23 protein-coding genes and 4 tRNA genes are annotated in these 26,297 nt (G+C 45.7%); 7 read left to right on the top strand and 20 right to left on the bottom strand.

Features of this window, described 5'->3' with window-relative positions:
- Positions 1 to 11: 11 nt before the first annotated feature.
- Positions 12 to 806, bottom strand: coding sequence for an NAD(+) diphosphatase (gene nudC, locus RJD38_RS05095; RefSeq protein ID WP_005596704.1), 795 nt, complete (start codon positions 804 to 806; stop codon positions 12 to 14).
- 179 nt (positions 807 to 985) lie between these two features.
- On the opposite strand from nudC, the gene RJD38_RS05100 reads away from it, so the two are divergent.
- Positions 986 to 1,480 (top strand): Rsd/AlgQ family anti-sigma factor, encoded by a 495-nt coding sequence (locus tag RJD38_RS05100; RefSeq protein WP_065431027.1) that lies wholly within the window; start codon positions 986 to 988, stop codon positions 1,478 to 1,480.
- 414 nt (positions 1,481 to 1,894) lie between these two features.
- Here RJD38_RS05100 and rpoC read toward each other — a convergent pair whose 3' ends face one another.
- The 13 genes from rpoC to RJD38_RS05165 form a co-directional block, all read right to left on the bottom strand.
- Complete coding sequence (rpoC, locus tag RJD38_RS05105; protein WP_005596700.1) at positions 1,895 to 6,097, bottom strand: DNA-directed RNA polymerase subunit beta'; 4,203 nt, start codon at positions 6,095 to 6,097, stop codon at positions 1,895 to 1,897.
- A gap of 105 nt (positions 6,098 to 6,202) precedes the next feature.
- On the bottom strand, positions 6,203 to 10,231 hold the full coding sequence (gene rpoB, locus RJD38_RS05110; protein ID WP_005596698.1) for a DNA-directed RNA polymerase subunit beta: 4,029 nt from the start codon (positions 10,229 to 10,231) through the stop codon (positions 6,203 to 6,205).
- Between the two features lie 228 nt (positions 10,232 to 10,459).
- The gene (rplL, locus tag RJD38_RS05115) at positions 10,460 to 10,825 is read right to left on the bottom strand and encodes a 50S ribosomal protein L7/L12 (RefSeq protein WP_005596695.1); all 366 of its coding nucleotides are present in this window, start codon (positions 10,823 to 10,825) and stop codon (positions 10,460 to 10,462) included.
- Positions 10,826 to 10,884: 59 nt separating this feature from the next.
- Complete coding sequence (gene rplJ / locus RJD38_RS05120) at positions 10,885 to 11,379, bottom strand: 50S ribosomal protein L10 (RefSeq protein WP_005596693.1); 495 nt, start codon at positions 11,377 to 11,379, stop codon at positions 10,885 to 10,887.
- Between the two features lie 303 nt (positions 11,380 to 11,682).
- Positions 11,683 to 12,384 carry a 50S ribosomal protein L1 gene (rplA, locus tag RJD38_RS05125; protein WP_005596691.1) on the bottom strand — a complete coding sequence of 234 codons (702 nt, stop codon included), beginning with the start codon at positions 12,382 to 12,384 and terminating at the stop codon, positions 11,683 to 11,685.
- A gap of 4 nt (positions 12,385 to 12,388) precedes the next feature.
- Positions 12,389 to 12,817, bottom strand: coding sequence for a 50S ribosomal protein L11 (gene rplK / locus RJD38_RS05130; protein WP_005596690.1), 429 nt, complete (start codon positions 12,815 to 12,817; stop codon positions 12,389 to 12,391).
- Positions 12,818 to 12,961: 144 nt separating this feature from the next.
- Positions 12,962 to 13,510: a transcription termination/antitermination protein NusG gene (nusG, locus tag RJD38_RS05135; protein ID WP_005596686.1), complete on the bottom strand. Its 549-nt coding sequence runs from the start codon at positions 13,508 to 13,510 to the stop codon at positions 12,962 to 12,964.
- A 13-nt stretch (positions 13,511 to 13,523) separates the two neighbouring features.
- Positions 13,524 to 13,904, bottom strand: coding sequence for a preprotein translocase subunit SecE (gene secE, locus RJD38_RS05140; RefSeq protein ID WP_005596684.1), 381 nt, complete (start codon positions 13,902 to 13,904; stop codon positions 13,524 to 13,526).
- Positions 13,905 to 14,178: 274 nt separating this feature from the next.
- Positions 14,179 to 15,363 (bottom strand): elongation factor Tu, encoded by a 1,185-nt coding sequence (gene tuf, locus RJD38_RS05145; RefSeq protein ID WP_065431012.1) that lies wholly within the window; start codon positions 15,361 to 15,363, stop codon positions 14,179 to 14,181.
- A gap of 102 nt (positions 15,364 to 15,465) precedes the next feature.
- A tRNA-Thr gene (locus tag RJD38_RS05150) sits at positions 15,466 to 15,541 on the bottom strand.
- Between the two features lie 12 nt (positions 15,542 to 15,553).
- A tRNA-Gly gene (locus RJD38_RS05155) sits at positions 15,554 to 15,628 on the bottom strand.
- Positions 15,629 to 15,662: 34 nt separating this feature from the next.
- Positions 15,663 to 15,747: transfer RNA gene (locus RJD38_RS05160), tRNA-Tyr, on the bottom strand.
- A 53-nt stretch (positions 15,748 to 15,800) separates the two neighbouring features.
- Positions 15,801 to 15,876 (bottom strand) — tRNA-Thr (locus RJD38_RS05165).
- Between the two features lie 205 nt (positions 15,877 to 16,081).
- On the opposite strand from RJD38_RS05165, the gene coaA reads away from it, so the two are divergent.
- Entirely contained in the window at positions 16,082 to 17,011 is a 930-nt protein-coding gene (gene coaA / locus RJD38_RS05170) for a type I pantothenate kinase (RefSeq protein WP_005599312.1), read from the top strand.
- A gap of 135 nt (positions 17,012 to 17,146) precedes the next feature.
- Here the strand turns inward: coaA and RJD38_RS05175 are convergent, their stop codons facing one another.
- Both RJD38_RS05175 and RJD38_RS05180 read right to left on the bottom strand, forming a co-directional pair.
- Positions 17,147 to 17,572, bottom strand: a complete 426-nt coding sequence (locus RJD38_RS05175) for a DUF805 domain-containing protein (protein WP_005599311.1) — start codon at positions 17,570 to 17,572, stop codon at positions 17,147 to 17,149.
- Positions 17,573 to 17,692: 120 nt separating this feature from the next.
- On the bottom strand, positions 17,693 to 18,040 hold the full coding sequence (locus RJD38_RS05180) for a 5-carboxymethyl-2-hydroxymuconate Delta-isomerase (RefSeq protein WP_005599309.1): 348 nt from the start codon (positions 18,038 to 18,040) through the stop codon (positions 17,693 to 17,695).
- A 270-nt stretch (positions 18,041 to 18,310) separates the two neighbouring features.
- On the opposite strand from RJD38_RS05180, the gene tpiA reads away from it, so the two are divergent.
- Both tpiA and RJD38_RS05190 read left to right on the top strand, forming a co-directional pair.
- Positions 18,311 to 19,081 (top strand): triose-phosphate isomerase, encoded by a 771-nt coding sequence (gene tpiA, locus RJD38_RS05185; RefSeq protein ID WP_005599307.1) that lies wholly within the window; start codon positions 18,311 to 18,313, stop codon positions 19,079 to 19,081.
- 143 nt (positions 19,082 to 19,224) lie between these two features.
- A complete protein-coding gene (locus tag RJD38_RS05190) occupies positions 19,225 to 20,616 on the top strand; it encodes an MATE family efflux transporter (protein WP_005599305.1) in 1,392 nt (463 codons plus the stop codon).
- Positions 20,617 to 20,723: 107 nt separating this feature from the next.
- Here RJD38_RS05190 and rraA read toward each other — a convergent pair whose 3' ends face one another.
- The 3 genes from rraA to efp all read right to left on the bottom strand — a co-directional run bounded on the left by rraA (position 20,724) and on the right by efp (position 22,902).
- Positions 20,724 to 21,236: a ribonuclease E activity regulator RraA gene (gene rraA / locus RJD38_RS05195; RefSeq protein ID WP_065431029.1), complete on the bottom strand. Its 513-nt coding sequence runs from the start codon at positions 21,234 to 21,236 to the stop codon at positions 20,724 to 20,726.
- Between the two features lie 75 nt (positions 21,237 to 21,311).
- On the bottom strand, positions 21,312 to 22,229 hold the full coding sequence (locus RJD38_RS05200; protein WP_065545949.1) for a 1,4-dihydroxy-2-naphthoate polyprenyltransferase: 918 nt from the start codon (positions 22,227 to 22,229) through the stop codon (positions 21,312 to 21,314).
- 106 nt (positions 22,230 to 22,335) lie between these two features.
- Entirely contained in the window at positions 22,336 to 22,902 is a 567-nt protein-coding gene (gene efp, locus RJD38_RS05205) for an elongation factor P (RefSeq protein WP_005599299.1), read from the bottom strand.
- Positions 22,903 to 22,935: 33 nt separating this feature from the next.
- On the opposite strand from efp, the gene epmB reads away from it, so the two are divergent.
- From epmB to RJD38_RS05220, 3 genes are all read left to right on the top strand, one after another.
- Positions 22,936 to 23,958, top strand: a complete 1,023-nt coding sequence (gene epmB / locus RJD38_RS05210) for an EF-P beta-lysylation protein EpmB (RefSeq protein ID WP_065544963.1) — start codon at positions 22,936 to 22,938, stop codon at positions 23,956 to 23,958.
- Positions 23,959 to 24,036: 78 nt separating this feature from the next.
- Entirely contained in the window at positions 24,037 to 24,528 is a 492-nt protein-coding gene (locus RJD38_RS05215; protein ID WP_065544962.1) for a prepilin-type N-terminal cleavage/methylation domain-containing protein, read from the top strand.
- A gap of 90 nt (positions 24,529 to 24,618) precedes the next feature.
- Positions 24,619 to 25,128, top strand: coding sequence for an MgtC/SapB family protein (locus RJD38_RS05220; protein ID WP_005599288.1), 510 nt, complete (start codon positions 24,619 to 24,621; stop codon positions 25,126 to 25,128).
- A 90-nt stretch (positions 25,129 to 25,218) separates the two neighbouring features.
- Here the strand turns inward: RJD38_RS05220 and pfkA are convergent, their stop codons facing one another.
- Complete coding sequence (gene pfkA, locus RJD38_RS05225; RefSeq protein WP_005599287.1) at positions 25,219 to 26,181, bottom strand: 6-phosphofructokinase; 963 nt, start codon at positions 26,179 to 26,181, stop codon at positions 25,219 to 25,221.
- Between the last annotated feature and the right edge of the window lie 116 nt (positions 26,182 to 26,297).

Consider the following 26,297-nt stretch of genomic DNA (forward strand, 5'->3'; position numbering starts at 1 on the left):
GTTTTTTTTATCTACTTTTCAGTAAGATGCTCGTTAATGTCGGCAAGCGTCTGATCGATCAATTGTCGAGCAATCGTACCAATAGGTGCTACGGGGGGCATCTCATCAGGTGAGAACCACTGCGCATCACTTAACTCACTATAATCCGGCTTAATGTTACCAGATTGATAATCCGCGAGAAACGCCATCATCATACTGGAAGGAAATGCCCAAGGTTGACTGCCAAAATAACGAATATTGCTGACCTCAATCCCTGTCTCTTCTTTCACTTCACGTGCCACGCACTGCTCGAGCGTTTCTCCCACTTCCAAAAATCCGGCGATGACCGTGTACATACCGTTACGATGACGAGGATGCTGTGCGAGTAAAATCTGCTGTTCTTTACGCACCGCAACAATGATGCAGGGGAAGATCCGTGGATAATGCAATGTACGGCACTCTGTGCATTGCATAGCAAGCTGATTGTGGTTTAGATGGTTTCGACCACCACACTGCGGACAAAAACGCATCGTTTGCGTCATGTGCCCATATTGAACCGCTTTGCTCGCCAGTAGAAAAAGATCTTGCGGGTAAGCTAAGCACTCACGTAATGAGCTCATTGGTAAACGAGCTTCGATCTCCATGTCATTTAGCCACATGACCGGCGCGCCCTGATAGTCACCAATACAGACGACATCACGGTCAGAAAACCCGAATTCACTAGCAAAACCGTAAGGGAGCTTGCCATCTTCTAGCCAAATATCGCTCCCTGATACAACACACCAATATGCCGCACTCTCGTGGGCCATATCACCGTTCTCTAACATTACCGTCCCTCATTGCTTGCAGTTCAACCATTTTACTGGCAATCTAATTTCATACTAGAGTTAGTAGAAAAGCAATTCATTCACTATAATTTCTAGTCAGGACAATAGGTTGTATATCTATCATCGCTTTGCTCAGCAAAGTAAAATGATCACCGGAGTTGTGATTAGATCATGAGGGCATGGTCATGCTAAAAAAACTGAAAAAAACACAAGAACAATGGGGTGGCTCAAGTGACGTCATCGACCATTGGTTAGAGACCCGACAATCCCTAATTGTCGAATATTGTAAGCTTGCCGCACTACAACCCGCTAGTCAGAAAACCGCTCTATCTTCACTCCCCACGCCTCTAGAACTGCAAGATTTTTGCCAGCATTTGGTCGACTATATCTCCGAAGGTCACTTTAAGATCTACGATACGGTGATGGATCAATGGCGTTCTACTGGGTTTGAAATTACCGACGATATTAATAAAGCCTACGCGAAGATCGTGTTAACCACTGATCCTTTGCTGAACTTTACCGATAAATACGCCGACGTTGATCAAGATGATACTTTGGATGATTTTGATGTTGATCTCTCCAGTGTGGGAGAAATTCTCGAAGTACGATTTGAAGTTGAAGATAATTTGATTCAGCTTATCTCTGACAGTTTAGCCGTGCCACCGGGGGCATAAGCTAGAGCTCTAGGAGATTCGAGATTCGAGATTCGAGATTCGAGATTCGAGATTCGAGATTCGAGAAGTTAGAATGCTTCGCATGAGATGAGAAAGAGAGAGGGTTGACATGAGAGTGTCAGCCTTTTTTATTGTTCATCGAAAGAAATAAGCTGTCACTCTAGGGAGTGACCAAGTGTTCACTGATAATCCTGTGAGCTCTATTTCCACTTAACTGGTAGCAAAGCAGATTGTCATCCTCAAGAGCGAGTTGGGGATCTGATTTCCTTTCGTCTTGGTGGTGACTCACCGCTTAATTAAATATCCTCCCCACCGATCTCGCTTCTCGCTTCTCAATTCTATCTCTCAATGCTTCAAAAACAAAAAAGGCACCCGAAGGTGCCTTTTTTCTTAAGCTATTGCTCGTCTCGAAGATTAATCTTCAGAAGAGAAGCCAGCGTTTAGAAGTGCTGCTAGGTTATCTGTTGCTTGTTCAGCAGATGGACCTTCTTGCTCTTCAGCGCGCTTAGCTTGACGCTCTTGGTGGTATGCGAAACCAGTACCCGCTGGGATCAGACGACCCACGATTACGTTTTCTTTCAGACCACGTAGCTCATCACGCTTACCAGAAACCGCAGCTTCTGTTAGTACGCGAGTTGTCTCCTGGAACGATGCCGCAGAGATGAACGACTCAGTTGCTAGAGATGCTTTAGTGATACCTAGAAGGTCACGTTCAAAACGTGCAGGCTCTTTGCCTTCAGCTTCTAGATTACGGTTAGCAATCTTAACATTGTGATATTCAACTTGCTCGCCAGGTAGGAACTCAGAGTCACCCGCGTGTGTAATAGTACACTTACGTAGCATTTGACGAACGATAGTCTCAATGTGCTTATCGTTAATCTTAACGCCTTGTAGACGGTAAACTTCTTGTACTTCGTTAGCGATGTACTGAGTTACTGCGTGGATACCACGTAGACGTAGAATGTCATGCGGGGTCTCTGGACCATCTGCAATAACATCACCACGTTCCACTTTCTCGCCTTCGAACACGTTCAATTGGCGATGCTTAGGAATCATCTCTTCGTAAACTTCACCGCTGTCGCGAGTGATCACTAGACGACGCTTACCTTTCGTTTCTTTACCAAAGCTTACTGCACCAGTGTGCTCAGCTAGGATCGCAGGCTCTTTAGGCTTACGAGCTTCGAATAGGTCTGCTACGCGTGGTAGACCACCGGTGATATCTTTGTTTCCGCTCGATTTTTGAGGGATACGAGATAGTGTGTCACCAATGCCAACTTCTGCGCCATCTTCGATGTTAACGATCGCTTTACCAGGTAGGAAGTAGTGAGCTGGCATATCAGTACCAGGGATCATTACATCGTTACCTTGCTCATCTACAAGTTTGATAGCTGGACGCATATCTTTACCTGCAGCTGGGCGAGCAGCCGGATCAGTCACTTCGCTTGAAGATAGACCTGTTAGGTCATCTGTTTGGCGAGAAACTGTTACACCGTCGATCATGTCAACGAATTGGATGCGACCTGCCACTTCAGTGATGATTGGCATGGTGTGCGCTTCCCAGTTAGCAACTACGTCGCCAGCTGTTACCGCATCGTTGTCCGCTTTGCTTAGAATCGAACCGTATGGCAGTTTGTGTTTCTCTTTCGTACGACCGAACTCATCAATGATGGTCATTTCAGATGCACGAGAAGTGATTACAAGCTTGCCAGCTTTGTTGATTACAAACTTAGCGTTATGAAGCTTAACCGAACCTGTATTCTTCGCTTGGATGCTGTTCTCTGCTGCTGCAGTAGATGCCGCACCACCGATGTGGAACGTACGCATCGTTAGCTGTGTACCTGGTTCACCGATAGACTGAGCAGCGATAACACCAACTGCTTCACCTTGGTTTACTAGGTGACCACGTGCTAGGTCACGACCGTAACACTGTGCACAACAACCGAAGTCAGCATCACAAGTAACGACAGAGCGTACTTTCATGCTGTCTACAGAGTTCTCTTCCATGATCTGACACCACTTCTCATCGATTAGAGTGTTACGTGGAATTAGAACATCTTCAGAACCCGGTTTAAGAACATCCTCCGCTACAACACGACCTAGAGCCAGCTCAGCCAGTGGAACTTTAACGTCACCACCTTCGATATGAGGCATCATGTCAACACCTTCAACAGTGCCACAGTCATGTTCAGTAACTACAACGTCTTGAGCAACGTCTACTAGACGACGAGTTAGGTAACCCGAGTTTGCTGTTTTCAGTGCTGTATCCGCAAGACCCTTACGAGCACCGTGCGTTGAGATAAAGTACTGAAGGACGTTTAGACCTTCTTTAAAGTTTGCAGTGATCGGCGTTTCGATGATCGAACCATCTGGACGAGCCATCAGACCACGCATACCAGCAAGCTGACGAATCTGAGCTGCAGAACCACGTGCGCCCGAGTCGGCCATCATGTAGATGCTGTTGAACGATTCTTGTTGCTCTTCTTCACCGTCACGGTTAGTCACAGTTTCGTAAGACAAGTTTTCCATCATAGCTTTCGCTACGCGGTCGTTCGTTGATGCCCAGATATCGATAACTTTGTTGTATCGTTCGCCCGCAGTTACAAGACCAGATTGGTACTGTTCTTGAATTTCGCGAACTTCTTCTTCTGCTGCTGAAATTTCAGTGTACTTCGCATCTGGCACAACCATGTCGTTGATACCAACAGATACGCCAGATAGTGCTGCATAAGCAAAACCGGTGTACATGATTTGGTCAGCAAATACTACTGTGTCTTTTAGACCAAGCTTACGGTAACACTCGTTAAGTAGGTTAGAGATTTGCTTCTTACCTAGCTTTTGGTTAACGATGCTGTACGGTAGACCTGCTGGAACGATTTGCCACAACATTGCACGACCGACAGTTGTATCAACCATCTTCGTTTCAGTTGTGCTGTTACCGTCTTCATCAACAACAGTTTCAGTAATACGTACTTTAACGCGTGCGTGTAGTTCAGCGTTCTTAGTGCGGTATGCCTTCTCAGCCTCTTCAGGGCCAGCAAGGTACATGCCTTCACCTTTCACGTTGATCTTGTCACGTGTCATGTAGTACAGACCCAATACAACGTCCTGAGAAGGTACGATGATCGGATCACCTGACGCTGGCGACAGAATGTTGTTCGTCGACATCATCAGAGTACGAGCTTCAAGCTGTGCTTCTAGAGTTAGAGGCACGTGAACCGCCATTTGGTCACCATCGAAGTCCGCGTTGTATGCCGCACACACTAGTGGGTGTAGCTGAATCGCTTTACCTTCGATTAGTACTGGTTCGAACGCCTGGATACCAAGACGGTGAAGTGTTGGTGCACGGTTCAATAGTACTGGGTGTTCACGGATCACTTCGTCTAGGATATCCCAAACTACTGCTTCTTCGCGCTCTACCATTTTCTTAGCAGCTTTGATTGTAGTCGCAAGACCACGAGTCTCTAGCTTGCTGTAGATAAACGGCTTAAATAGCTCAAGTGCCATCTTCTTAGGAAGACCACACTGGTGTAGACGAAGGTATGGACCTACTGTGATTACAGAACGGCCAGAGTAGTCTACACGTTTACCTAGAAGGTTCTGACGGAAACGACCTTGTTTACCCTTGATCATATCAGCAAGAGATTTCAGAGGACGCTTGTTAGAACCTGTGATCGCACGACCGCGACGACCGTTATCTAGAAGGGCATCAACAGACTCTTGCAGCATACGTTTTTCGTTACGTACGATGATGTCTGGAGCCGCTAGCTCTAGAAGACGCTTCAAACGGTTGTTACGGTTGATCACACGACGGTAAAGGTCGTTCAGATCTGAAGTCGCAAAACGACCGCCATCTAGTGGTACTAGAGGACGTAGATCTGGCGGAAGAACTGGAAGTACAGTTAGGATCATCCACTCAGGGTTGTTACCCGAAGTGATGAACGCTTCAACCAGTTTCAGACGCTTAGTCAGCTTCTTACGCTTAGTTTCTGAGTTAGTGGTTTCTAACTCTTCGCGCATTTGTTCAACTTCTGCGTGCATGTCCATAGAACCTAGAAGGTCCTTGATAGCCTCTGCACCCATTTTAGCCGTGAACTCATCGCCCCACTCTTCTAGACGATCCAGATACTCTTCTTCAGTAAGCATCTGAGATTTTTCTAGATCAGTCATACCCGGCTCAGTTACAACGTACATTTCGAAGTAAAGAACACGTTCGATATCACGTAGCGGGATATCCATTAGTAGACCGATGCGAGACGGCAGTGATTTTAGGAACCAGATGTGAGCAACTGGTGAAGCTAGCTCGATGTGGCCCATACGGTCACGACGAACTTTAGTTTGTGTAACTTCAACGCCACACTTCTCACAGATTACACCACGGTGCTTCAGGCGCTTGTATTTGCCACAAAGACATTCGTAGTCTTTTACTGGGCCAAAAATACGCGCACAGAACAAACCATCACGTTCAGGTTTGAACGTACGGTAGTTAATCGTTTCAGGTTTTTTAACTTCACCAAAAGACCATGAACGGATCATGTCTGGTGAAGATAGACCGATTTTGATTGCATCAAATTCTTCGGTCTTATGCTGCGCTTTTAGAAAGTTTAATAAGTCTTTCACAATCAGCTCCTGTAAGGAGTTAAAAGGAGCCCACCTGCAAAAGTGAGCACCTTTTTACCGATAATCGCTTAATTTCCCTGAACTTACGCTCAGGGGAATAAGTGATTACTCTTCGTCTTCTAGCTCGATGTTGATACCTAGCGAGCGAATCTCTTTCAACAATACGTTGAACGATTCTGGCATGCCAGGTTCCATGCTGTGGTTACCGTCTACGATGTTTTTGTACATCTTAGTACGGCCGTTAACGTCATCTGACTTAACGGTTAGCATTTCTTGAAGCGTGTAAGCAGCACCGTATGCTTCTAGTGCCCATACTTCCATCTCACCGAAACGCTGACCACCGAACTGAGCTTTACCACCAAGTGGTTGCTGAGTTACTAGGCTGTACGAACCAGTTGAACGAGCGTGCATCTTGTCGTCAACAAGGTGGTTTAGTTTCAGCATGTACATGTAACCAACAGTTACAGGACGCTCAAACGAATCACCAGTACGACCATCAAACAATTTAAGCTGACCAGATGTTGGTAGGTCTGCTAGCTCTAGAAGAGCTTTGATTGATGATTCAGGTGCACCATCAAATACTGGCGTTGCGATTGGTAGACCACCACGTAGGTTGCCGATCAATGTACGCACTTCAGCATCAGATAGAGAAGCAATGTCTACAGTCTGACGAGTGTCGCCTAGGTCGTAAACTTTTTGCAGGAATTCGCGGAATTTCGCTAGCTCTTGCTGCTCTTTCACCATCTTGTTGATTTTCTCACCGATACCTTTCGCTGCCAGACCTAAGTGAACTTCTAGGATCTGACCGATGTTCATACGCGAAGGTACACCCAGCGGGTTAAGTACGATGTCTACCGGTTGACCGTTTTCATCGTATGGCATGTCTTCAACAGGGTTGATCTTGGAGATTACACCCTTGTTACCGTGACGGCCTGCCATCTTATCACCAGGCTGAATGCGACGTTTAACCGCAAGGTAAACCTTAACGATCTTCAGTACGCCAGGAGCTAGATCATCACCTTGTGTGATCTTACGACGCTTAGTTTCAAACTTCTTATCGAAGTCTGCACGTAGCTCGTCATACTGCTCTGCTAGTTGCTCAAGCTGAGTCTGTAGAGCATCATCTTCAAGCGTTAGCTCTAGCCACTTCTTACGATCAGTTGTGTCTAGTTTCGCTTCAGAGTAGCCACCTTCGATCAATACAGAACGAACACGCGCTAGTAGACCGCCTTCAAGAATTTGGAACTCTTCAGTAAGGTCTTTCTTCGCTTCTTTCAACTGCATCTGTTCAATTTCAAGCGCACGCTTGTCTTTCTCTACGCCATCGCGAGTGAAAACTTGAACATCGATGATAGTACCTGAAACTGAGTTTGGTACACGCAGTGATGTATCTTTAACATCTGATGCTTTTTCACCGAAGATAGCACGTAGTAGCTTTTCTTCTGGCGTTAGCTGAGTTTCGCCTTTAGGCGTTACTTTACCAACTAGGATGTCGCCACCCTTAACTTCAGCACCAATGTAAACGATACCTGACTCGTCTAGTTTAGACAGAGCAGATTCACCTACGTTTGGAATATCCGCTGTGATCTCTTCAGAACCCAGTTTCGTGTCACGCGCCACACAAGATAGTTCTTGGATGTGGATTGTCGTGAAGCGGTCTTCTTGAACTACGCGCTCAGATACTAAGATCGAGTCTTCGAAGTTGTAACCGTTCCAAGGCATGAACGCGATACGCATGTTCTGACCAAGCGCTAGTTCACCAAGGTCTGTTGAAGGACCATCAGCAAGAACGTCGCCACGAGCAACCGGTTCGCCAGGCATTACACATGGACGTTGGTTGATACACGTGTTTTGGTTAGAACGAGTGTATTTAGTTAGGTTGTAGATATCGATACCAGCTTCGCCAGGAATCAATTCTTCTTCGTTCACTTTAACAACGATACGAGAAGCATCTACAGACTGAACAGAACCACCACGTTTCGCAACAACAGTTACACCTGAGTCAACTGCGATGTTACGTTCAATACCAGTACCAACTAGCGGCTTATCAGCACGTAGAGTTGGAACTGCCTGACGTTGCATGTTCGCGCCCATCAAGGCACGGTTCGCATCATCGTGTTCTAGGAACGGGATAAGCGATGCAGCGATTGATACTACCTGGTTCGTTGCAACGTCCATGTACTGAGCGTGTTCACGAGGGTGAAGACCAGATTCACCTTTCTGACGAGCAGTGATTAGCTCATCATCAAATGTACCTTCTTCAGTCAACTTCGTGTTCGCCTGAGCGATAACGTATTGACCTTCTTCGATTGCAGATAGGTAATCAACTTCGTCAGTTACAACACCATCTACTACACGACGGTATGGAGTCTCTAGGAAACCGTACTCGTTACAACGTGCAAACGCAGATAGTGAGTTGATCAAACCGATGTTTGGACCTTCTGGCGTTTCGATCGGACATAGACGACCGTAGTGAGTTACGTGAACGTCACGTACTTCAAAGCCAGCGCGTTCACGCGTTAGACCGCCAGGACCCAATGCAGAGATACGACGTTTGTGCGTAACTTCTGACAACGGGTTGTTTTGGTCCATAAACTGTGAAAGCTGTGAAGAGCCAAAGAATTCTTTAACCGCTGCTGAAATAGGCTTAGCGTTGATTAGATCTTGAGGCATGATTGCATCAAGGTCACCAAGGCTTAGGCGCTCTTTCACTGCACGTTCAACACGTACAAGACCAACGCGGAATTGGTTCTCAGCCATTTCGCCAACTGAACGGATACGACGGTTGCCAAGGTGGTCGATATCGTCCACTTCGCCTTTACCGTTACGGATCGAGATCAGCTTCTTCATCACTTCGATGATATCTAGCTCATCTAGCGTACCTTGCTCGTCTGCATCTGCACGACCAATTGAGCTGTTGAACTTCATGCGGCCAACAGTTGATAGGTCGTAACGCTCTTCAGAGAAGAACAGGCTTTCGAACAATGATTCAGCAGCTTCTTTCGTTGGCGGCTCGCCAGGGCGCATCATGCGGTAGATTTCTACCAGTGCAGAAATACGATCAACAGTGCTGTCGACGCGTACAGTTTCTGACATGAAGGCACCGTGGTCTAGATCGTTCGTAAATAGAACTTCTAGCGCTTTGTGGCCAGCTTGAGAAAGGTTCGCTAATGCTTCAAGACTGATCTCTTGGTTAGCAGAAACGATAACTTCGCCAGTCGCTTCATTAACGTAATCTTTCGATGCAACTTTACCAACGATGTACTCAACTGGTACTTCGATGTGGTCAACGCCTTCTTTTTCAAGTTGACGGATATGACGCGCAGTTACACGACGACCTTGCTCAATATATACTTTGCCGTTTGCTTCAATATCAAACGAAGCAGTCTCACCACGTAGACGCTCTGGGATCAACTCCATTAGTAGAGTTTGATCTTTCACTTGGAAGTTAACTTTCTCGAAGAATAGATCTAGGATCTCTTCGGTAGTCTTACCAAGTGCACGCAAAATAATTGATGCAGGTAGCTTACGACGACGGTCGATACGTACGTACAGGTTGTCCTTAGGATCGAACTCAAAGTCTAACCATGAGCCACGGTAAGGAATGATACGTGCGTTGTATAGAACTTTGCCTGATGAGTGGGTCTTACCCTTATCGCTGTCGAAGAAAACGCCTGGGCTTCTGTGCAGCTGGGATACGATAACCCTCTCGGTACCGTTAATTACGAAGGTACCGTTGTCTGTCATAAGCGGAATTTCGCCCATGTAGACTTCTTGTTCTTTAATGTCTTTTACAGTACCTGCTGGCGCGTCTCGATCAAAGATCACAAGGCGTAGTTTTACGCGTAGTGGCTTTGAGTAAGTAACACCGCGGATTTGACATTCTTTAACATCAAAAACTGGCTCACCAAGACGGTAGCTAACGTATTGCAGCTCGGAATTGCCGTTGTAGCTCTGAATTGGAAAAACAGAACGGAAAGCAGCCTCAAGACCGTATTGCCCCTCAGGATCCTGTTCGATAAATTTTTCGAACGAATCGAGCTGGATCGATAGCAGGTATGGAATGTCCAAAACTTGTGGACGAGTACCAAAGTCCTTACGGATGCGCTTTTTCTCGGTATAAGAGTAAACCATGGGGTTCCTCAGCTCGCTGATAAGTGACCCAAACTGTCCGCCTGACGGGTGGGACAGTGACTAACAACTGTTTACTGTAGTCTCATGTGATTCGATGAACATCATGAGTTTTGCTCGGATAAAGGTGCTTAAACAGCGGGAAAATTCACCTAGACCCTACAGCGCAAAAAGGCCGGTGGTTAATAAACCACCAGCCATTAGCCTTACGGCTATGAAATTAAGTAATAATTACTTGATTTCAACAGAAGCGCCAGCTTCTTCTAGCTGTGCTTTAAGAGCTTCAGCTTCAGCTTTTTCTACGCCTTCTTTAAGAGCAGCAGGTGCGCCGTCTACAAGAGCTTTAGCTTCTTTAAGGCCTAGACCAGTTGCGCCACGTACAGCTTTGATAACTTGTACTTTGTTAGCGCCAGCAGCAGTTAGGATTACGTCGAATTCAGTTTGCTCAGCAGCAGCTTCAGTAGCAGCACCACCAGCAACTACAGCAGCAGCTGCAGTAACACCGAATTTTTCTTCCATTGCTTCAATTAGTTCAACAACTTGCATTACAGACATTTCTGCAACTGCGTCTAGGATTTGCTCGTTAGTAATAGACATAACAATTCTCTTTTAAGTCAACAATAAGTTTATTTTGCAACCAGTAAAAAAAGCAAGGCTTACGCCGCAGCTTCTTCTTTTTGATCGCGGATAGCAGCGATAGTACGTACCAGCTTGCCAGCTGAAGCTTCTTTCATGCACATCATTAGGCGTGCAATCGCTTCGTCGTAAGTTGGTAGTGTCGCTAGTACTTCAGCGTCAGTTAGAGCGCCTTCAAATGCAGCAGCTTTGATCTCGAAATCTTTGTTCTCTTTAGCGAAGTCTTTGAAAAGACGCGCTGCAGCACCTGGGTGCTCGTTAGAGAACGCGATTAGAGTAGGACCAGTGAAAGTGTCAGTTAGACACTCGTACTGAGTACCTTCAACCGCACGACGTGCTAGAGTGTTACGAACAACTCGTACATAAACACCAGCTTCACGAGCCTGTTTACGTAGAGAAGTCATTGCACCCACAGCTACACCGCGAGAATCAGCTACAACTGCAGAAAGTGCACCACTGGCAGCTTCGTTGACTTCAGCAACAATTGCTTTTTTGTCTAGAAGGTTTAAAGCCATCTTGGATTTACTCCTGGTTGTTATTACACCACTCACTATTATCACAACAGTGAGAGCTATTTAGGTGCTTCCCAGAAGAAAGTTTACTATTTGCATAGAGCTTTCTGTCAGTTCGGGCACCATCTACGTAGGATGATTAAGTCTTTCTCTATATAAATATAAAGTCAGACACCTACGGTCTTGGACGGAGACTGGGTCATAATTCTAACTAAATTCACGAGGAATTTAACGAACCAAAGTTCAGCCCCAACCACAAATATTAGGCGCGAAATTATACACTAATTTCACACCTAATCAAATAAATTAAGCTTGAGTGTTCAGGCTAGCCTGATCAACTGCAACGCCAGCACCCATTGTAGTAGAGATGCTAACTTTCTTCAGGAAAGCGCCTTTCGCTGAAGACGGCTTAGCTTTCTTAAGCGCAACTAGTAGAGCTTCTAGGTTCTCTTGTAGTTGGTTCGCGTCGAAAGAAACTTTGCCGATTGTAGTGTGGATGATACCGTTCTTGTCGTTACGGTAACGAACCTGACCAGCTTTAGCGTTCTTAACCGCTTCAGCAACGTTAGGAGTTACAGTACCAACTTTCGGGTTTGGCATCAGACCACGTGGACCTAGGATAGTACCTAGTTGACCAACAACGCGCATTGCATCTGGAGAAGCAACAACTACGTCGAAGTTCATTTCGCCCTTTTTAACTAGCTCAGCTAGATCTTCCATACCCACTAGGTCAGCGCCAGCTTCTTTAGCAGCTTCAGCGTTTGCACCTTGAGCGAATACAGCAACGCGGATATCACGACCAGTACCGTGTGGTAGCACAGTTGCGCCACGAACGTTTTGGTCAGATTTACGAGCGTCGATACCTAGGTTAACAGCTACGTCAACAGATTCTACGAATTTAGCAGTTGCAAGTTCTTTAAGAAGAGCTACAGCTTCATTGATTTCGTATTCTTTAGTTACGTCAACTTTGTCGCGGATTACGCGCATGCGCTTAGTTAGTTTTGCCATGATCTTAACCCTCTACCACTAGGCCCATTGAACGAGCAGTACCCGCAATAGAACGTTTCATCGCTTCAATATCAGAACCAGTCATGTCAGCAGCTTTAGTTTCTGCGATTTCTTGGATTTGAGCTTCAGTAATCGTGCCCACTTTTTCAGTGTTAGGACGACCAGAACCAGACTTAAGACCAGCTGCCTTCAGAAGAAGAGTTGCAGCAGGAGGAGTCTTAGTGATGAACGTGAAAGAACGGTCAGAGTAAACAGTGATTACTACTGGAGTCGGCATGCCTTTCTCAAGAGATTCTGTTTTTGCGTTGAACGCTTTACAGAATTCCATGATGTTAACACCGTGTTGACCTAGAGCAGGACCAACTGGTGGACTTGGGTTCGCAGCGCCAGCAGCAACTTGTAGCTTGATATAAGCTTCAACTTTCTTAGCCATGATATTTCCTAAGTTTGGGTTCAAACGCTAATCGACTGATCAGCTCCCCGGTTATGTAAAAATCTTTTTACTTCAACAGAAGCAAAAAGGCGCGAAATTATAGTCATAATTCACGCCCTAAACAACCCTTTGCAAGGTGTTTTTTTAATCAAGTTTTTCCACTTGACCGAATTCAAGCTCAACTGGTGTAGCACGACCAAAGATCGATACAGACACTTTCACGCGGCTCTTAACGTAATCCACTTCTTCAACAGTACCGTTGAAGTCAGCAAACGGGCCATCGGTCACGCGAACAACTTCACCCGCTTCGTACATAGTACGAGGACGTGGTGCTTCACTCGCTTTTTCAAGACGGTTAAGAATCGCATCAGCTTCCTTATCAGTGATAGGAGCTGGACGATCAGAGGTACCACCAATGAAGCCCATGACACGCGGAACACTACGCACTAAGTGCCATGATTCATCGTTCATGATCATCTGAACTAGGACGTAACCTGGAAAGAACTTACGTTCTGACTTACGACGTTGTCCAGCGCGGATTTCCACTACTTCTTCAGTAGGGACAAGTACTTCACCGAATAGCTCTTCCATGCCATGCATTTTGATATGCTCGCGAAGAGATTGAGCTACACGACCTTCAAAACCAGAGAAGGCTTGAACTACATACCAGCGTTTTTTTGGAGCTTCACTCATGAATAAAAACCCTCTATACCCCAGTCACAAATGCAACAAGACGAACCATAATGCCGTCAATGCCCCATAGCGCTAGAGCCATTACAATACTTACAGCTAAAACGATCAGTGTCGTTTGCAGAGTTTCTTGACGCGTTGGCCAAACCACTTTACGAACTTCCATACGAGATTCTTTCGCAAACACGATCGAAGCTTTACCTTTAGTTGTTGTAGCCGCAACACCAAGTGCTGCTGCAATTAGTACAACAACGCCTGCAGCGCGAACCACTACAGACATATCACCATACAGGTAATTACCCACAACAGCGGCAGTTAGCAGAACAAAAGTGATTACCCACTTAAAGATATCTGCGCCATTTGAGCTCTCAGGAGTTTCAGCATTATTTGCTTTCATAAAACCAACCTGTCACAAGTCTTAATATAGACGACAACAACCCCGCTGCTGCAGGGCAAATCCATGAAACGACCAATTTTATAAAAAATTGACGTCCTCTTTTATTGACCAAAATTGCTTTTCGCCAAAAAATTCCTGCTAACGTCTACATGAACAATAATTCAGCAAACATTATTTTTTGTGCAGAAAAAGGGCATCAAATGATGCCCTTTTTGCTACTGGTTCGTCAAATCTTATTCAAGATTTTCTGAAGTCTTCAGCTAATTCTTAAGAATTAAGCGAAGATCTTAGCAACAACACCAGCACCTACAGTACGGCCACCTTCACGGATAGCGAAACGTAGGCCTTCATCCATTGCGATTGGAGCGATTAGCTCAACGATCATTTGGATGTTGTCGCCTGGCATTACCATTTCTACGCCTTCTGGTAGAGAGATATCACCAGTTACGTCAGTTGTACGGAAGTAGAACTGTGGACGGTAGCCTTTGAAGAACGGAGTATGACGGCCGCCTTCGTCTTTAGAAAGTACGTATACTTCTGACTCGAACTTAGTGTGTGGAGTGATTGAACCAGGCTTAGCTAGTACTTGACCACGTTCAACGTCATCACGCTTAGTACCACGTAGAAGTGCACCAACGTTCTCACCTGCACGACCTTCGTCAAGCAGTTTACGGAACATTTCAACACCAGTACAAGTAGTAGTTGTAGTATCTTTGATACCTACGATTGCTACTTCGTCACCTACGTTTAGGATACCGCGCTCGATACGGCCAGTTACTACTGTACCACGACCTTGGATTGAGAATACGTCTTCGATTGGCATTAGGAATGGCATATCGATTGCACGCTCAGGTTCTGGAATGTAAGAATCTAGAGCTTCTGCAAGTTCAATGATCTTAGCTTCCCACTGCTCTTCGCCGTTTAGTGCGCCTAGTGCAGAACCTTGGATAACTGGTAGGTCATCACCTGGGAAATCGTACTCAGAAAGAAGTTCACGAACTTCCATTTCTACTAGTTCTAGTAGCTCTTCGTCATCTACCATGTCACATTTGTTCATGAATACGATGATGTAAGGGATACCAACCTGACGGCCTAGTAGGATGTGCTCACGAGTTTGTGGCATTGGACCATCTGTTGCAGCAACAACTAGGATACCACCGTCCATCTGTGCAGCACCAGTGATCATGTTTTTAACATAATCCGCGTGTCCTGGACAGTCTACGTGTGCGTAGTGACGAGTTGGAGTATCGTATTCTACGTGTGAAGTAGAGATTGTGATACCGCGCTCACGCTCTTCTGGAGCGTTATCGATTGATGCGAAGTCACGAGCTGAACCGCCGTATACTTTTGACAAAGTAGTACAGATAGCTGCAGTAAGAGTAGTTTTACCGTGGTCAACGTGGCCGATAGTACCAACGTTTACGTGCGGTTTTACACGTTCAAATTTTTCTTTAGACATGAGTTGTCCCTCTAGGTACGGATTTAAGTGGCGCAAATGACCACGTAACCAAACTTATTGGTGATAAAGTATATATCAAAAGGAAAATTTTGCTTTGGGAGCTGGTGCTGATACCCAGAATCGAACTGGGGACCTCATCCTTACCAAGGATGCGCTCTACCGCCTGAGCTATATCAGCAACACTAGTGATTGGAGCGGGCAGCGGGAATCGAACCCGCATCATCAGCTTGGAAGGCTGAGGTAATAGCCATTATACGATGCCCGCACACGTAACTCTTCGAGCTATTTCCTAAAGAATATGGTGGAGGGGGACGGATTCGAACCATCGAAGGCAGTGCCGGCAGATTTACAGTCTGCTCCCTTTGGCCACTCGGGAACCCCTCCAAATTTTTACATTCCATTCTCACTACAACGTTTCTAAAAGAAACAGGAGAGAATGGTGCCGACTACCGGAATCGAACTGGTGACCTACTGATTACAAGTCAGTTGCTCTACCTACTGAGCTAAGTCGGCATAAGTGGTGCGCATTCTATTGAATGATTTTCTACCTTGCAATAGCAAAATGGAAAAAAGTATTTTTTTTACTAAGTTTCTACCTATTTGCCGAATTTTCGTGCAATTTTTGTCGGAAAAAACAAATCTGGTGTGTCTGTCATTTTCTTTCTTGTAAGCTTGATGTATTTTCCAACTTCTGTGCGATGAATCGATTAGGGAAACCATGACCCCATACCTCTCTTTTAATAGGCAGCAATGGGCTGAACTACGTAATTCAGTACCAATGACTTTGTCTGAAGAAGACCTAAAAGAGCTGCAAGGTGTGAACGAAAGTCTAACCATGGAAGAGTCTGTTGAGATTTACCTTCCTCTGGCCCGTTTACTCAATCTCTATATCGCGGCGCGCCAAAGTCGAAACTCAGTGCTACAAAAATTTCTTGGCGAAAAAGCCAAGGATAACGCTCCCCCTTTCATCATCGGTATTGCCGGCAGTGTGGCGGTAGGCAAAAGTACCACGGCGCGCTTGCTCAAAGCCCTACTCTCCCGTTGGGATAACCACGCTAAAGTGGAGCTTGTCACGACCGATGGATTTCTGTATCCGAAGAAAGTATTGGAAGAGCGCGGTATTTTGCACCGTAAAGGCTTCCCTGAGTCTTACGACATTAAGCGTTTGGTGGAGTTTGTCTCTGACATCAAATCGGGTAAGCCGAATCTGCAGGTACCGCTCTATTCGCATCTGACTTACGATATTACCGATGAAGTCAAAACCATCGACCGTCCCGATGTATTAATCATTGAAGGATTGAACGTACTGCAAAGTGGCATGGACTATCCACAAGATCCACATCGCGTGTTTGTCTCTGATTTTCTCGATTTCACATTGTATGTTGATGCCGAAACCGAGGTGATTGAACAGTGGTATATCGAGCGCTTTTTAAAATTCCGTCAAGGTGCGTTTACTCAGCCGGGATCTTACTTTAGCCACTACACCCAATTGAGCGAACAGCAAGCGATTGATAAAGCCAAAGATATTTGGCGCACTATTAATGGCGTCAACTTACAAGAGAACATATTACCTACTAAGGGTCGTGCTCAGTTGGTGTTAAAGAAGGGCGCAAATCATCTGGTTGAAGAGGTGTGGCTAAGAAAATAGTGCCGTAATTCAAACGACCGGTACTTCAAAGAGCCCGTGCTTAATTGAGCATCGACGAAAAAACAAAGGGTTGACTGGAAGGTCAACCCTTTTGTTGTTCTGCTTGTCCATTAAACGATGAGTTGGCGGTTACGCTTATTTTGGCTCTGGCCCGTATTGGTTATCGCCCTCTTGTCCTTTAAAGAAACCACACTCCACCAAAATCCACACACCACAGACCAATGCCGCAAGCGAGCTCAACATTTGCAACGTCGTACTGTGCGCCATTTGGCTCGGATCATTTGCTGGAATCGTCATGCGACCAATCACCAAAGGCACATTCATCAATAACCACCAGTTTGATTTACCTCTGTCATGCCATCGTTTGGCCGTGATCGCTAGATCTGGGATCAACACGAACACTAAAAAGACGGGCAAAATCAAATGTGCATAGGCCGGGAATAATTGATTGATACCCAAACCAAACCCCATGATCAACACGTAATAGGTGAGATTCCAGATCCAGTAGACTTTGCGTCCAATACGACCTTGGAAGGAAAACAACAACTCTTTAATCGACATCTTTTTTACCTAACTACAAACTTAAAAATAAAATCTATAACGCTGATGTTTATACAATAACAGCTTCCAAGTGAGAAACTTGTAACCGCTATCTAATAACAAATCAGCTTCCGTGGTGATTCAATTGACCACTTTCTGAAAACAGGCTTTATCCATATCTCTGACGTTAATCGTCAAACTCGTAATATGACTGGCTTGCTGCTGCAACACCGCCATCAGTAACCTTGATAACTCGCGCTTTTGCTCTGGGGTTCGCCCATCTAACAATTCAAACGTAATATGAATAAAGTCGCTACTGTCACCTTGCTCACCAATCATCCAATGATGGTAGCGCAAGGCTCTTGATTTCAACGACGGCACGTCGAACAGCCCCGATTGTATCGCAGCATGATGTAAGTCTTCTAACAACCCTTGCACATTAACGCGTTCATCGACCGAATTTGAGTATTCCATAACTAAATGTGGCATATCGCTCCTTGATTCTGCTCGTTGGTTTATGGTGCTGATTAAGCACTAATACCAATTTATCGGCGAAAAACCGAGCCCATTACTAGTAATCTGTCTAACAGATCACTGATAGCTTTGAGCGCATGTTTTACAGCAGTCAATCTCTCCAAGTCGCCAATGAGATTCGATCAAGAAATGATTCGGGTCATGATCTAGCGAATTTATTCTGTTATATTCCTACGTAGATTATTTACATTAACACTTTTAATTAATTAATACGGAGATATTCCTATGCGTCGTCCTGTAGTGATGGGTAACTGGAAACTTAACGGTAGCAAAGCAATGGTAACTGAGCTGCTAACTGGTCTTAACGCTGAGCTTGAAGGTGTTGAAGGTGTTGACGTAGCAGTAGCGCCACCTGCGCTATACATCGACCTAGCTGAGCGTCTAATCGCTGAAGGCGGTAACAAGATCATTCTAGGTGCACAAAACACTGACCTAAACAACAGCGGTGCATTCACTGGCGATATGTCTCCAGCAATGCTAAAAGATTTTGGTGCAACTCACATCATCATCGGTCACTCTGAGCGTCGTGAATACCACGCAGAGTCAGACGAATTCGTTGCTAAGAAATTCGCATTCCTAAAAGAAAACGGTCTAAAACCTGTTTTCTGTATCGGTGAGTCAGAAGCGCAAAACGAAGCTGGCGAAACTGAAGCAGTATGTGCACGTCAAATCAATGCAGTTATCGATGCATACGGTGTTGAAGCGCTAAACGATGCAATCATCGCTTACGAACCAATCTGGGCAATCGGTACTGGTAAAGCAGCAACAGCTGAAGATGCACAACGCATCCACGCATCTATCCGTGCAATGATCGCTGAAAAAGACGCAGCAGTGGCTGAGCAAGTAATCATCCAGTACGGCGGTTCTGTTAAACCAGAAAACGCAGAAGCTTACTTCTCACAACCAGACATCGACGGTGCTCTAGTTGGTGGTGCAGCTCTTGACGCAAAAGGCTTCGCAGCAATCGCTCGCGCAGCAGCGGCAGCAAAAGCTTAATTTAAACCTCTCGGTTTAAATGAAAGAAAAGGTCAACTTCGGTTGGCCTTTTTTATTTGGGAACCATACTAATCACCCATGAAAACCTGTCGCACTGACTTTGAATCAAGTATTCTACTCTTTTCCTCAAGTGCGACGCTCTTATGCAAGATAAACACGGCCTGCTAAGCGACCCGATCCCTCAAGTGCTGCGACAAATGACCATCCCAATGACCATGGGTTTGATTGCGATCTTGATGTTTAACTTGGTAGACACGTTTTTCATTTCATTGCTGGGCACAGACGCACTCGCTGCCGTCAGTTACACCTTCCCTGTCACCTTTGGGGTCAACTGCATCACTATGGGCATCGGTATTGGTCTATCCACTAATATTGGTCGACTGCTTGGCCAAGGCCACTCGCAAAGTGCCGCCCGCGTCTCTACTCATGGTCTATTGCTGGCGGTCATTTTGGTTGCCATTGCCTCAACCCTCGGCTTACTTACCATTGAACCACTATTTCTTGCTTTGGGGGCTGAGGCCAAACTGATCCCACTGATCAGCGAATACATGAGTGTGTGGTATTTCGCGATTCCGCTGCTGGTGATCCCAATGGCTGGTAACAGTTCGATTCGCGCCACCGGTGACACCACCACGCCCGCTAAAATCATGATTGCGGCAGGGGTGATCAATGGCGTACTCGATCCTTTATTGATTTTTGGTTACGGGCCTTTTCCTGAGTTAGGTATTCAAGGCGCCGCTATTGCGAGTGCTTTTAGTTGGCTTGGCGCATTGTTTGGTTCACTGTTTGTTTTGATCAAGCGTGAGAAGTTACTCAGTTGGCCTCAACTAGGCTCTCTGATTGAGGATTGGAAAACAATCCTTAAAATTGGGACACCTGCTGCGTTATCAAACGCGATGACCCCCCTTTCAGGTGCACTTCTAATGATGATTCTTTCCAGCCACGGCACAGCTGCTGTTGCCGCTTATGGGGCGGCTCAGCGCATTGAATCGATCTTAATCTTGGTACTGATGTCTTTAACTTCTGCCCTAACCCCCTTTATGGCGCAAAATTTTGGCGCAGGCAATCCACGGCGCAGCTTCGATGGCCAGTTTCTCAGTATGCGTTTTGCGATTGGCTTTCAGTTCATTTTGTTCATCTCGATGGTGCCATTGAGTGTGCCATTAGCGGCCTTATTCTCTCAAGAAGAGAGTGTACGCAACCTACTTTGGCATTACTTACTGGTGGTGCCATTTAGCTATGGTTTCCAAGGCATCATGATGATGTTGGTCTCAGGACTCAACTCTCTCCACCAACCACTGAAAGCCTTTCAGTGGAGTGCGATGCGCCTGTTTATATTTACCCTGCCATTGGCGTGGCTAGGGGGCAAATTCTATGGCATTGAAGGGGTCTTTATAGGTATCGCTCTGGGCAATATTCTCGGTGGGAGTTTAGGTTATTGCTATGCACTGCACATCAAGCGCGTCACGCTTAAAGCCAGTCAACAGCCCCTGAACCCAGATAAGCACGTCGATAAGCACCTCGATAAGCAATAACCGCAGCAAGGCTTGTCCTCATCAGGATAAATCGCCCATGCTAGAAAGCAAAAAGCCAGCATAATGCTGGCTTTCTTATAGACAATTTAACGTGGCAGATGTGCCGATTACAACTCGGAATCTTCTTCAAGTTCCAGATCGATATTGAGTGGCTCTTGCGACAAAATAACGCCGGTATTATCGGCATACAAATAATCTTCTGGTAGGAAAGTGACACCACCAAAGTTAACCGCTACGTCTGTCTCACCTTCACCTTTGCCTGTTGCACCAACAGGAATAGAGGCCAATGCTTGGATGCCGATGCTCATGTCTTCTAGCTCATCCACTTCGCGTACGCAGCCATAGACGACGATGCCTTCCCACTCGTTCTCTTCTGCCAATGCCGCAATTTCTGCATCGACCAAAGCACGGCGAAGTGAACCACCACCATCGACTAATAAAACTCGCCCAACGCCATCTTGCTCTAAGATTTCACGAATGATGCCATTGTCTTCGAAACACTTAACGGTCGTAATTTGCCCCGCGAACGAAGCACTACCACCGAAGTTACTGAACATTGGTTCAACCACATCGACTTGTTCTAAATAAATATCACATAGAGCTGAAGTATTGTATTCCATCGCAATTCGTCTCATAGCATTGGGTTATTCATCGAGTATATCCCCTCACTGAGCCATTGCAATGACAAACATCAATCAACTCACGAGAGTTTGAGCTATAACAACCCCAGTAAAAAGAAGGTTTGTTAGCAGCGAGCATTTGACCACAATTGGCATCATCGGGGCGATATCGGCAGGTCGTTGTGCCAACCACACAGCACGGCCATGTTTGTAGATCACCAAAGCACTCAGTAGGAATGGCAACATCAACCAAATCGGCGCTGGTTGCAGTAACAAGTAAGCGATAAACGCCACCATCGCACCGCCAAGTAAAAGGAAGTGGTATTGCTTAGCTTTGCGCTGGCCAAGGCGAACAGCGACGGTACGCTTGCCACATTGCTCATCATTCTCGATGTCACGCATGTTGTTAATGTTCAGCACTGCAACCGCCAATAAGCCACAACCGATAGCAGGCAATGCCAACGATACATCGACAATACCAGTGTGTAAGAAGAACGTGCCTGCCACACCAAGTAAGCCAAAAAAGATAAAGACCGAGATATCACCCAATCCCACATAACCATATGGCTTGTTGCCGACGGTATAGGCTATCGCCGCCATGATCGCCAATAAACCCAAACCTAAGAAAGCGACAATGCTTTCCCAGTTAGTCAGGGCATGCAGAACGAGAATAAGCCCAGCGATAACCGTAAAAATGATATTAATGATGATCGCTTGGCGCATAGTTTTAGGCGTTATCGCCCCAGATTGAATGGCTCTCGTTGGTCCCAATCGCGCTTCATTATCAGTGCCTTTCACTGCATCACCATAATCATTGGCAAGGTTAGACAAGATCTGTAGCAAAGTGGCGGTAATAAACGCGAGCACCGCGACAGAAAATGAAAAGTGATGGTTAGAGTAGGCTAAAACACTCCCGGTCAAAATCGAGACCAGAGCCAAAGGCAAGGTTTTAGGGCGAGCGGCATCAAGCCAAATTTGCAGCGTTTGTTTCATGCTCATCAGTATCATCAATATCGGATAAATGAAATTGTGTCATATCAACGTTAGCAGAAAAACAAAAAAGGCCACCGAAGTGACCTTTTTTATTTCTGAACGAAGATTACTTTACGCGACCTACGTATTCTGCAGAACGAGTGTCAACTTTGATCACTTCGCCGATCGCGATGAATAGTGGTACACGTACAACTGCACCAGTAGACAGCGTTGCTGGTTTACCACCAGTACCTTGTGTATCGCCTTTCAGACCTGGATCTGTTTCAACCACTTCCAGTTCAACGAAGTTTGGTGGCGTTACAACGATTGGGTTACCGTTCCAAAGTGTTAGCATACAAGTGTTGTTTTCTACCAACCACTTCGCGCTCTCACCCACAGCTTTTTTATCTGCTGCAATTTGATCGAACGTTTCGTTGTTCATGAAGTGGTAGAATTCACCGTCGTTGTATAGGTAATCTAGATCGATATCCATTACGTCAGCTACTTCAACCGTGTCGCCAGACTTAAATGTTTTCTCTAGAACTTTACCGGAAAGTAGCTTACGGATTCTTACGCGGCTAAATGCCTGACCTTTGCCTGGTTTGACAAACTCGTTTTCGAGAATGACACAAGGCTCGTTATCAAGCATAATTTTAAGACCGCCTTTGAATTCATTCGTGCTAACAGTAGCCATTTTTTCCTCTTACCATTCTTCGAGTTAAATTTAATGCCGCACATCATAACCCGAAATGCCGAATCTGTTGAGCAAAACTGGCTCAAACAGCTGGCGAATGGGATCTCTGATCCTACTAAACTGCTGAAACAGTTAGAGATCGATCCTTCACCTTGGCAACACGGATTTGAAGCAAGAACGCTTTTTGCGCAGCGTGTGCCGCAAAGTTTTGTCGATAGAATGGAAAAAGGCAATCCCTTTGATCCGCTTTTACGCCAAGTTTTACCGTTATCAGACGAATTTGCGGTACAGGAGGGCTATAGCAGCGATCCACTGGAAGAACAAAACAATGCGATCCCAGGACTTTTACATAAATATCGCAACCGTGCCCTGATGATAGTCAAAGGAGGCTGCGCTATTAACTGCCGTTACTGCTTCCGCCGTCATTTTCCTTACCAAGACAACAAAGGCAGTAAAAGTGCATGGCAAACCAGTTTGGATTATATCGCCGCTCACCCCGAGTTGAATGAAGTGATCCTATCGGGTGGCGATCCCCTAATGGCGAAAGATGACGAACTGGCATGGTTGATCGATGGTATTGCCAATATTTCGCATATTAAACGATTACGTATTCACAGCCGCTTACCGGTGGTGATCCCAAACCGTGTGACCGATGGCCTGCTCGCCCTGTTTCGTCAAACGCGTTTGCAAGTGATCCTCGTGACCCACATTAACCATGCTAACGAGATCAATACCGAGCTCAGCGAGCAAATGGCAAAACTAAAAGCCGTTGGGGTGACGCTACTCAACCAAGGTGTGCTGCTCAAAGGGGTTAATGACACGCTCGAAGCCCAAATCAAACTTAGTGAAGCTTTGTTTGATGCGCATATTTTGCCTTATTACCTACACGTGCTGGATAAAGTGCAGGGTGCGGCGCACTTTTATGTTGATGATCAGCAAGCGAGAACATTGATGCATGGCCTGATTGCAAATGTTTCTGGTTATCTAGTGCCAAAGTTAACCCGCGAAATTGGCGGTCGATCGAGTAAAACGCCATTAGATTTACATTTGGAGTAAATTTAATCACATAGCATTAAAACTGCCGAGTAAACTTTGGTACTATATTGACGTCTTGTTTATCTAAGTTATCTCGCTATGAAACGTGCTCGCCTTGGTTTTACCCTAATTGAATTGGTGGTTGTCATTGTTGTATTAGGCATTCTTGCGGTGACCGCCATGCCAAGGCTGGTGAATTTGCAAAGTGACTCACGCATCGCGACACTCAATGGCCTAAAAGCCGGTATGCAAAGTGCGAGCGACATGATCTATCCACTCGCAATTAGACAAGGGTTAACCAATGTGAGCGATGCTATCACCATTGAAGGTGACGACATTCAACTTGCTTATGGTTATCCAGCGGCATTTTCGCGCCAAACTTGGAGCAAACTCATTGAAGCCACTTTCGCTGATGGCGTATACAACGCAGATGACCCCGCTGATTGGTACTTCCATAATAATCCCAGCCAAAACTGGATTCGTTTTATGACCAAGTCACGTATAGACCCAAGTTTGCAGTGCTTCTTGCGATATTATGAAGCCACTGAAACCAACGCTCCTCGCTTTGAATTAGTCACCGACGGCTGTTAACGAAATAACGAACCACTATCGTTACCACGAAAATTTTTTGTTCGATCGCTCGGTCTATTGTATGGATACTCCGCCATTTTGGAGGTCCATATGCAAATCAATCTACACCAACTGCTCGATCTTGGGCCATTCACTTGGTCAGCACTACTATGCTGTGCCCTCAATGGCATCTTAATTGGTGTCGAGCGTCAAACTCGCGGAAAACCTGTCGGTATTCGCACTTCGATACTAATTATCTCTGGCACTTACTTCTTTATGTCGATGGCGGTATCGCTGTCACCCAATACGCTTGATCAAGCCCGAGTGCTTGGCCAAATTATTACGGGTGTCGGATTTCTTGGCGCTGGCGTAATGATGACATTGGATGGCAAAATCCATGGCGTCACTTCCGCTGCAATTATTTGGTTATTAGCCGCACTTGGCATGATGATTGGTTTAGGTTACTTACAGCAATCGGTGTTGATTACTGTTTTGGCACTGAGTGTACTGCTTGGCGTCGACAAAGCCGAAAACCGCATCAAAGCATTACGACGCGGCGTACACCAAAAATTCCATGGCAAAAAAGAACCAAGCCGCGCTAAATCGATTGATAAAGCCTAGTGGCTAAATGACATTAAATAACAAATACAAAAAAACCACCTCATGAGGTGGTTTTTAGTATTCGCTTGATCTGGCTCTGGACAAAATCGCTTAGAAAAGCTCTTCAGCAACCTTGTATAGATCATTACGTACTGGACGTTTCATGTTCTCGATTGCATCGATGATATCGTGGTGAACAAGCTGTTCTTTTTGAATGCCCACACAACGACCACCTTCGCCTTCTAGCAATAGGTGAACCGCGTAGTTACCCATACGAGAAGCCAATACACGGTCAAATGCCGTTGGACGACCACCACGTTGGATGTGACCAAGAACCGTTGCACGAGTTTCACGACCCGTTGCTGCTTCAATTTCTTTAGCCAGCTCGTTAGCATCCATCATTAGCTCAGTCAGCGCGATGATCGCGTGCTTTTTGCCTTTGTCGATACCATCTTGGATGTTGCTGATTAGCTTCTCTTTATCAAGACCTGTTTCTGGCGTGATGATGTATTCACAACCACCAGCGATCGCTGACATAAGGGTAAGATCACCACAGTGACGGCCCATGATCTCAACGATAGAAATACGTTGGTGAGAAGAAGAAGTGTCACGTAGACGGTCAATCGCATCGATAACCGTATTTAGTGCTGTTAGGTAGCCGATCGTGTAGTCAGTGCCCGCGATATCGTTATCGATTGTGCCTGGTAGACCGATACATGGGTAACCCATTTCAGTCAATTTCTTCGCACCCATGTACGAACCATCACCACCGATCACAACCAATGCATCAATACCGTGTTTTTTCAGGTTCTCGATCGCTTGCTCACGAACTTCAACTTCTTTGAACTCAGGGAAACGTGCAGAGCCAAGGAACGTACCGCCTTTATTGATCACATCAGATACGCTTGAACGATCTAATTGTACAATACGGTCTTCATATAGACCCAAGTAGCCATCTTGTACGCCATACACTTCCAAACCTTCAGACAGCGCTGTACGCACTACGCCGCGAACGGCTGCGTTCATACCAGGTGCGTCACCGCCACTCGTCAAAACACCGATCTTCTTAATCATGCTCACCCTCGATTTTTGGGAATCTTGTTTCAATTTTTATGTTAGAGGCTTACAAATCAAGCCACTATCCAGATTCTTTCAGCTGTGCAATATGTTACCGTTCCTTGATAGGAATA

The sequence above is a fragment of the Vibrio scophthalmi genome (assembly GCF_040869025.1).
Classification (GTDB): Bacteria; Pseudomonadota; Gammaproteobacteria; order Enterobacterales; family Vibrionaceae; genus Vibrio; species Vibrio scophthalmi.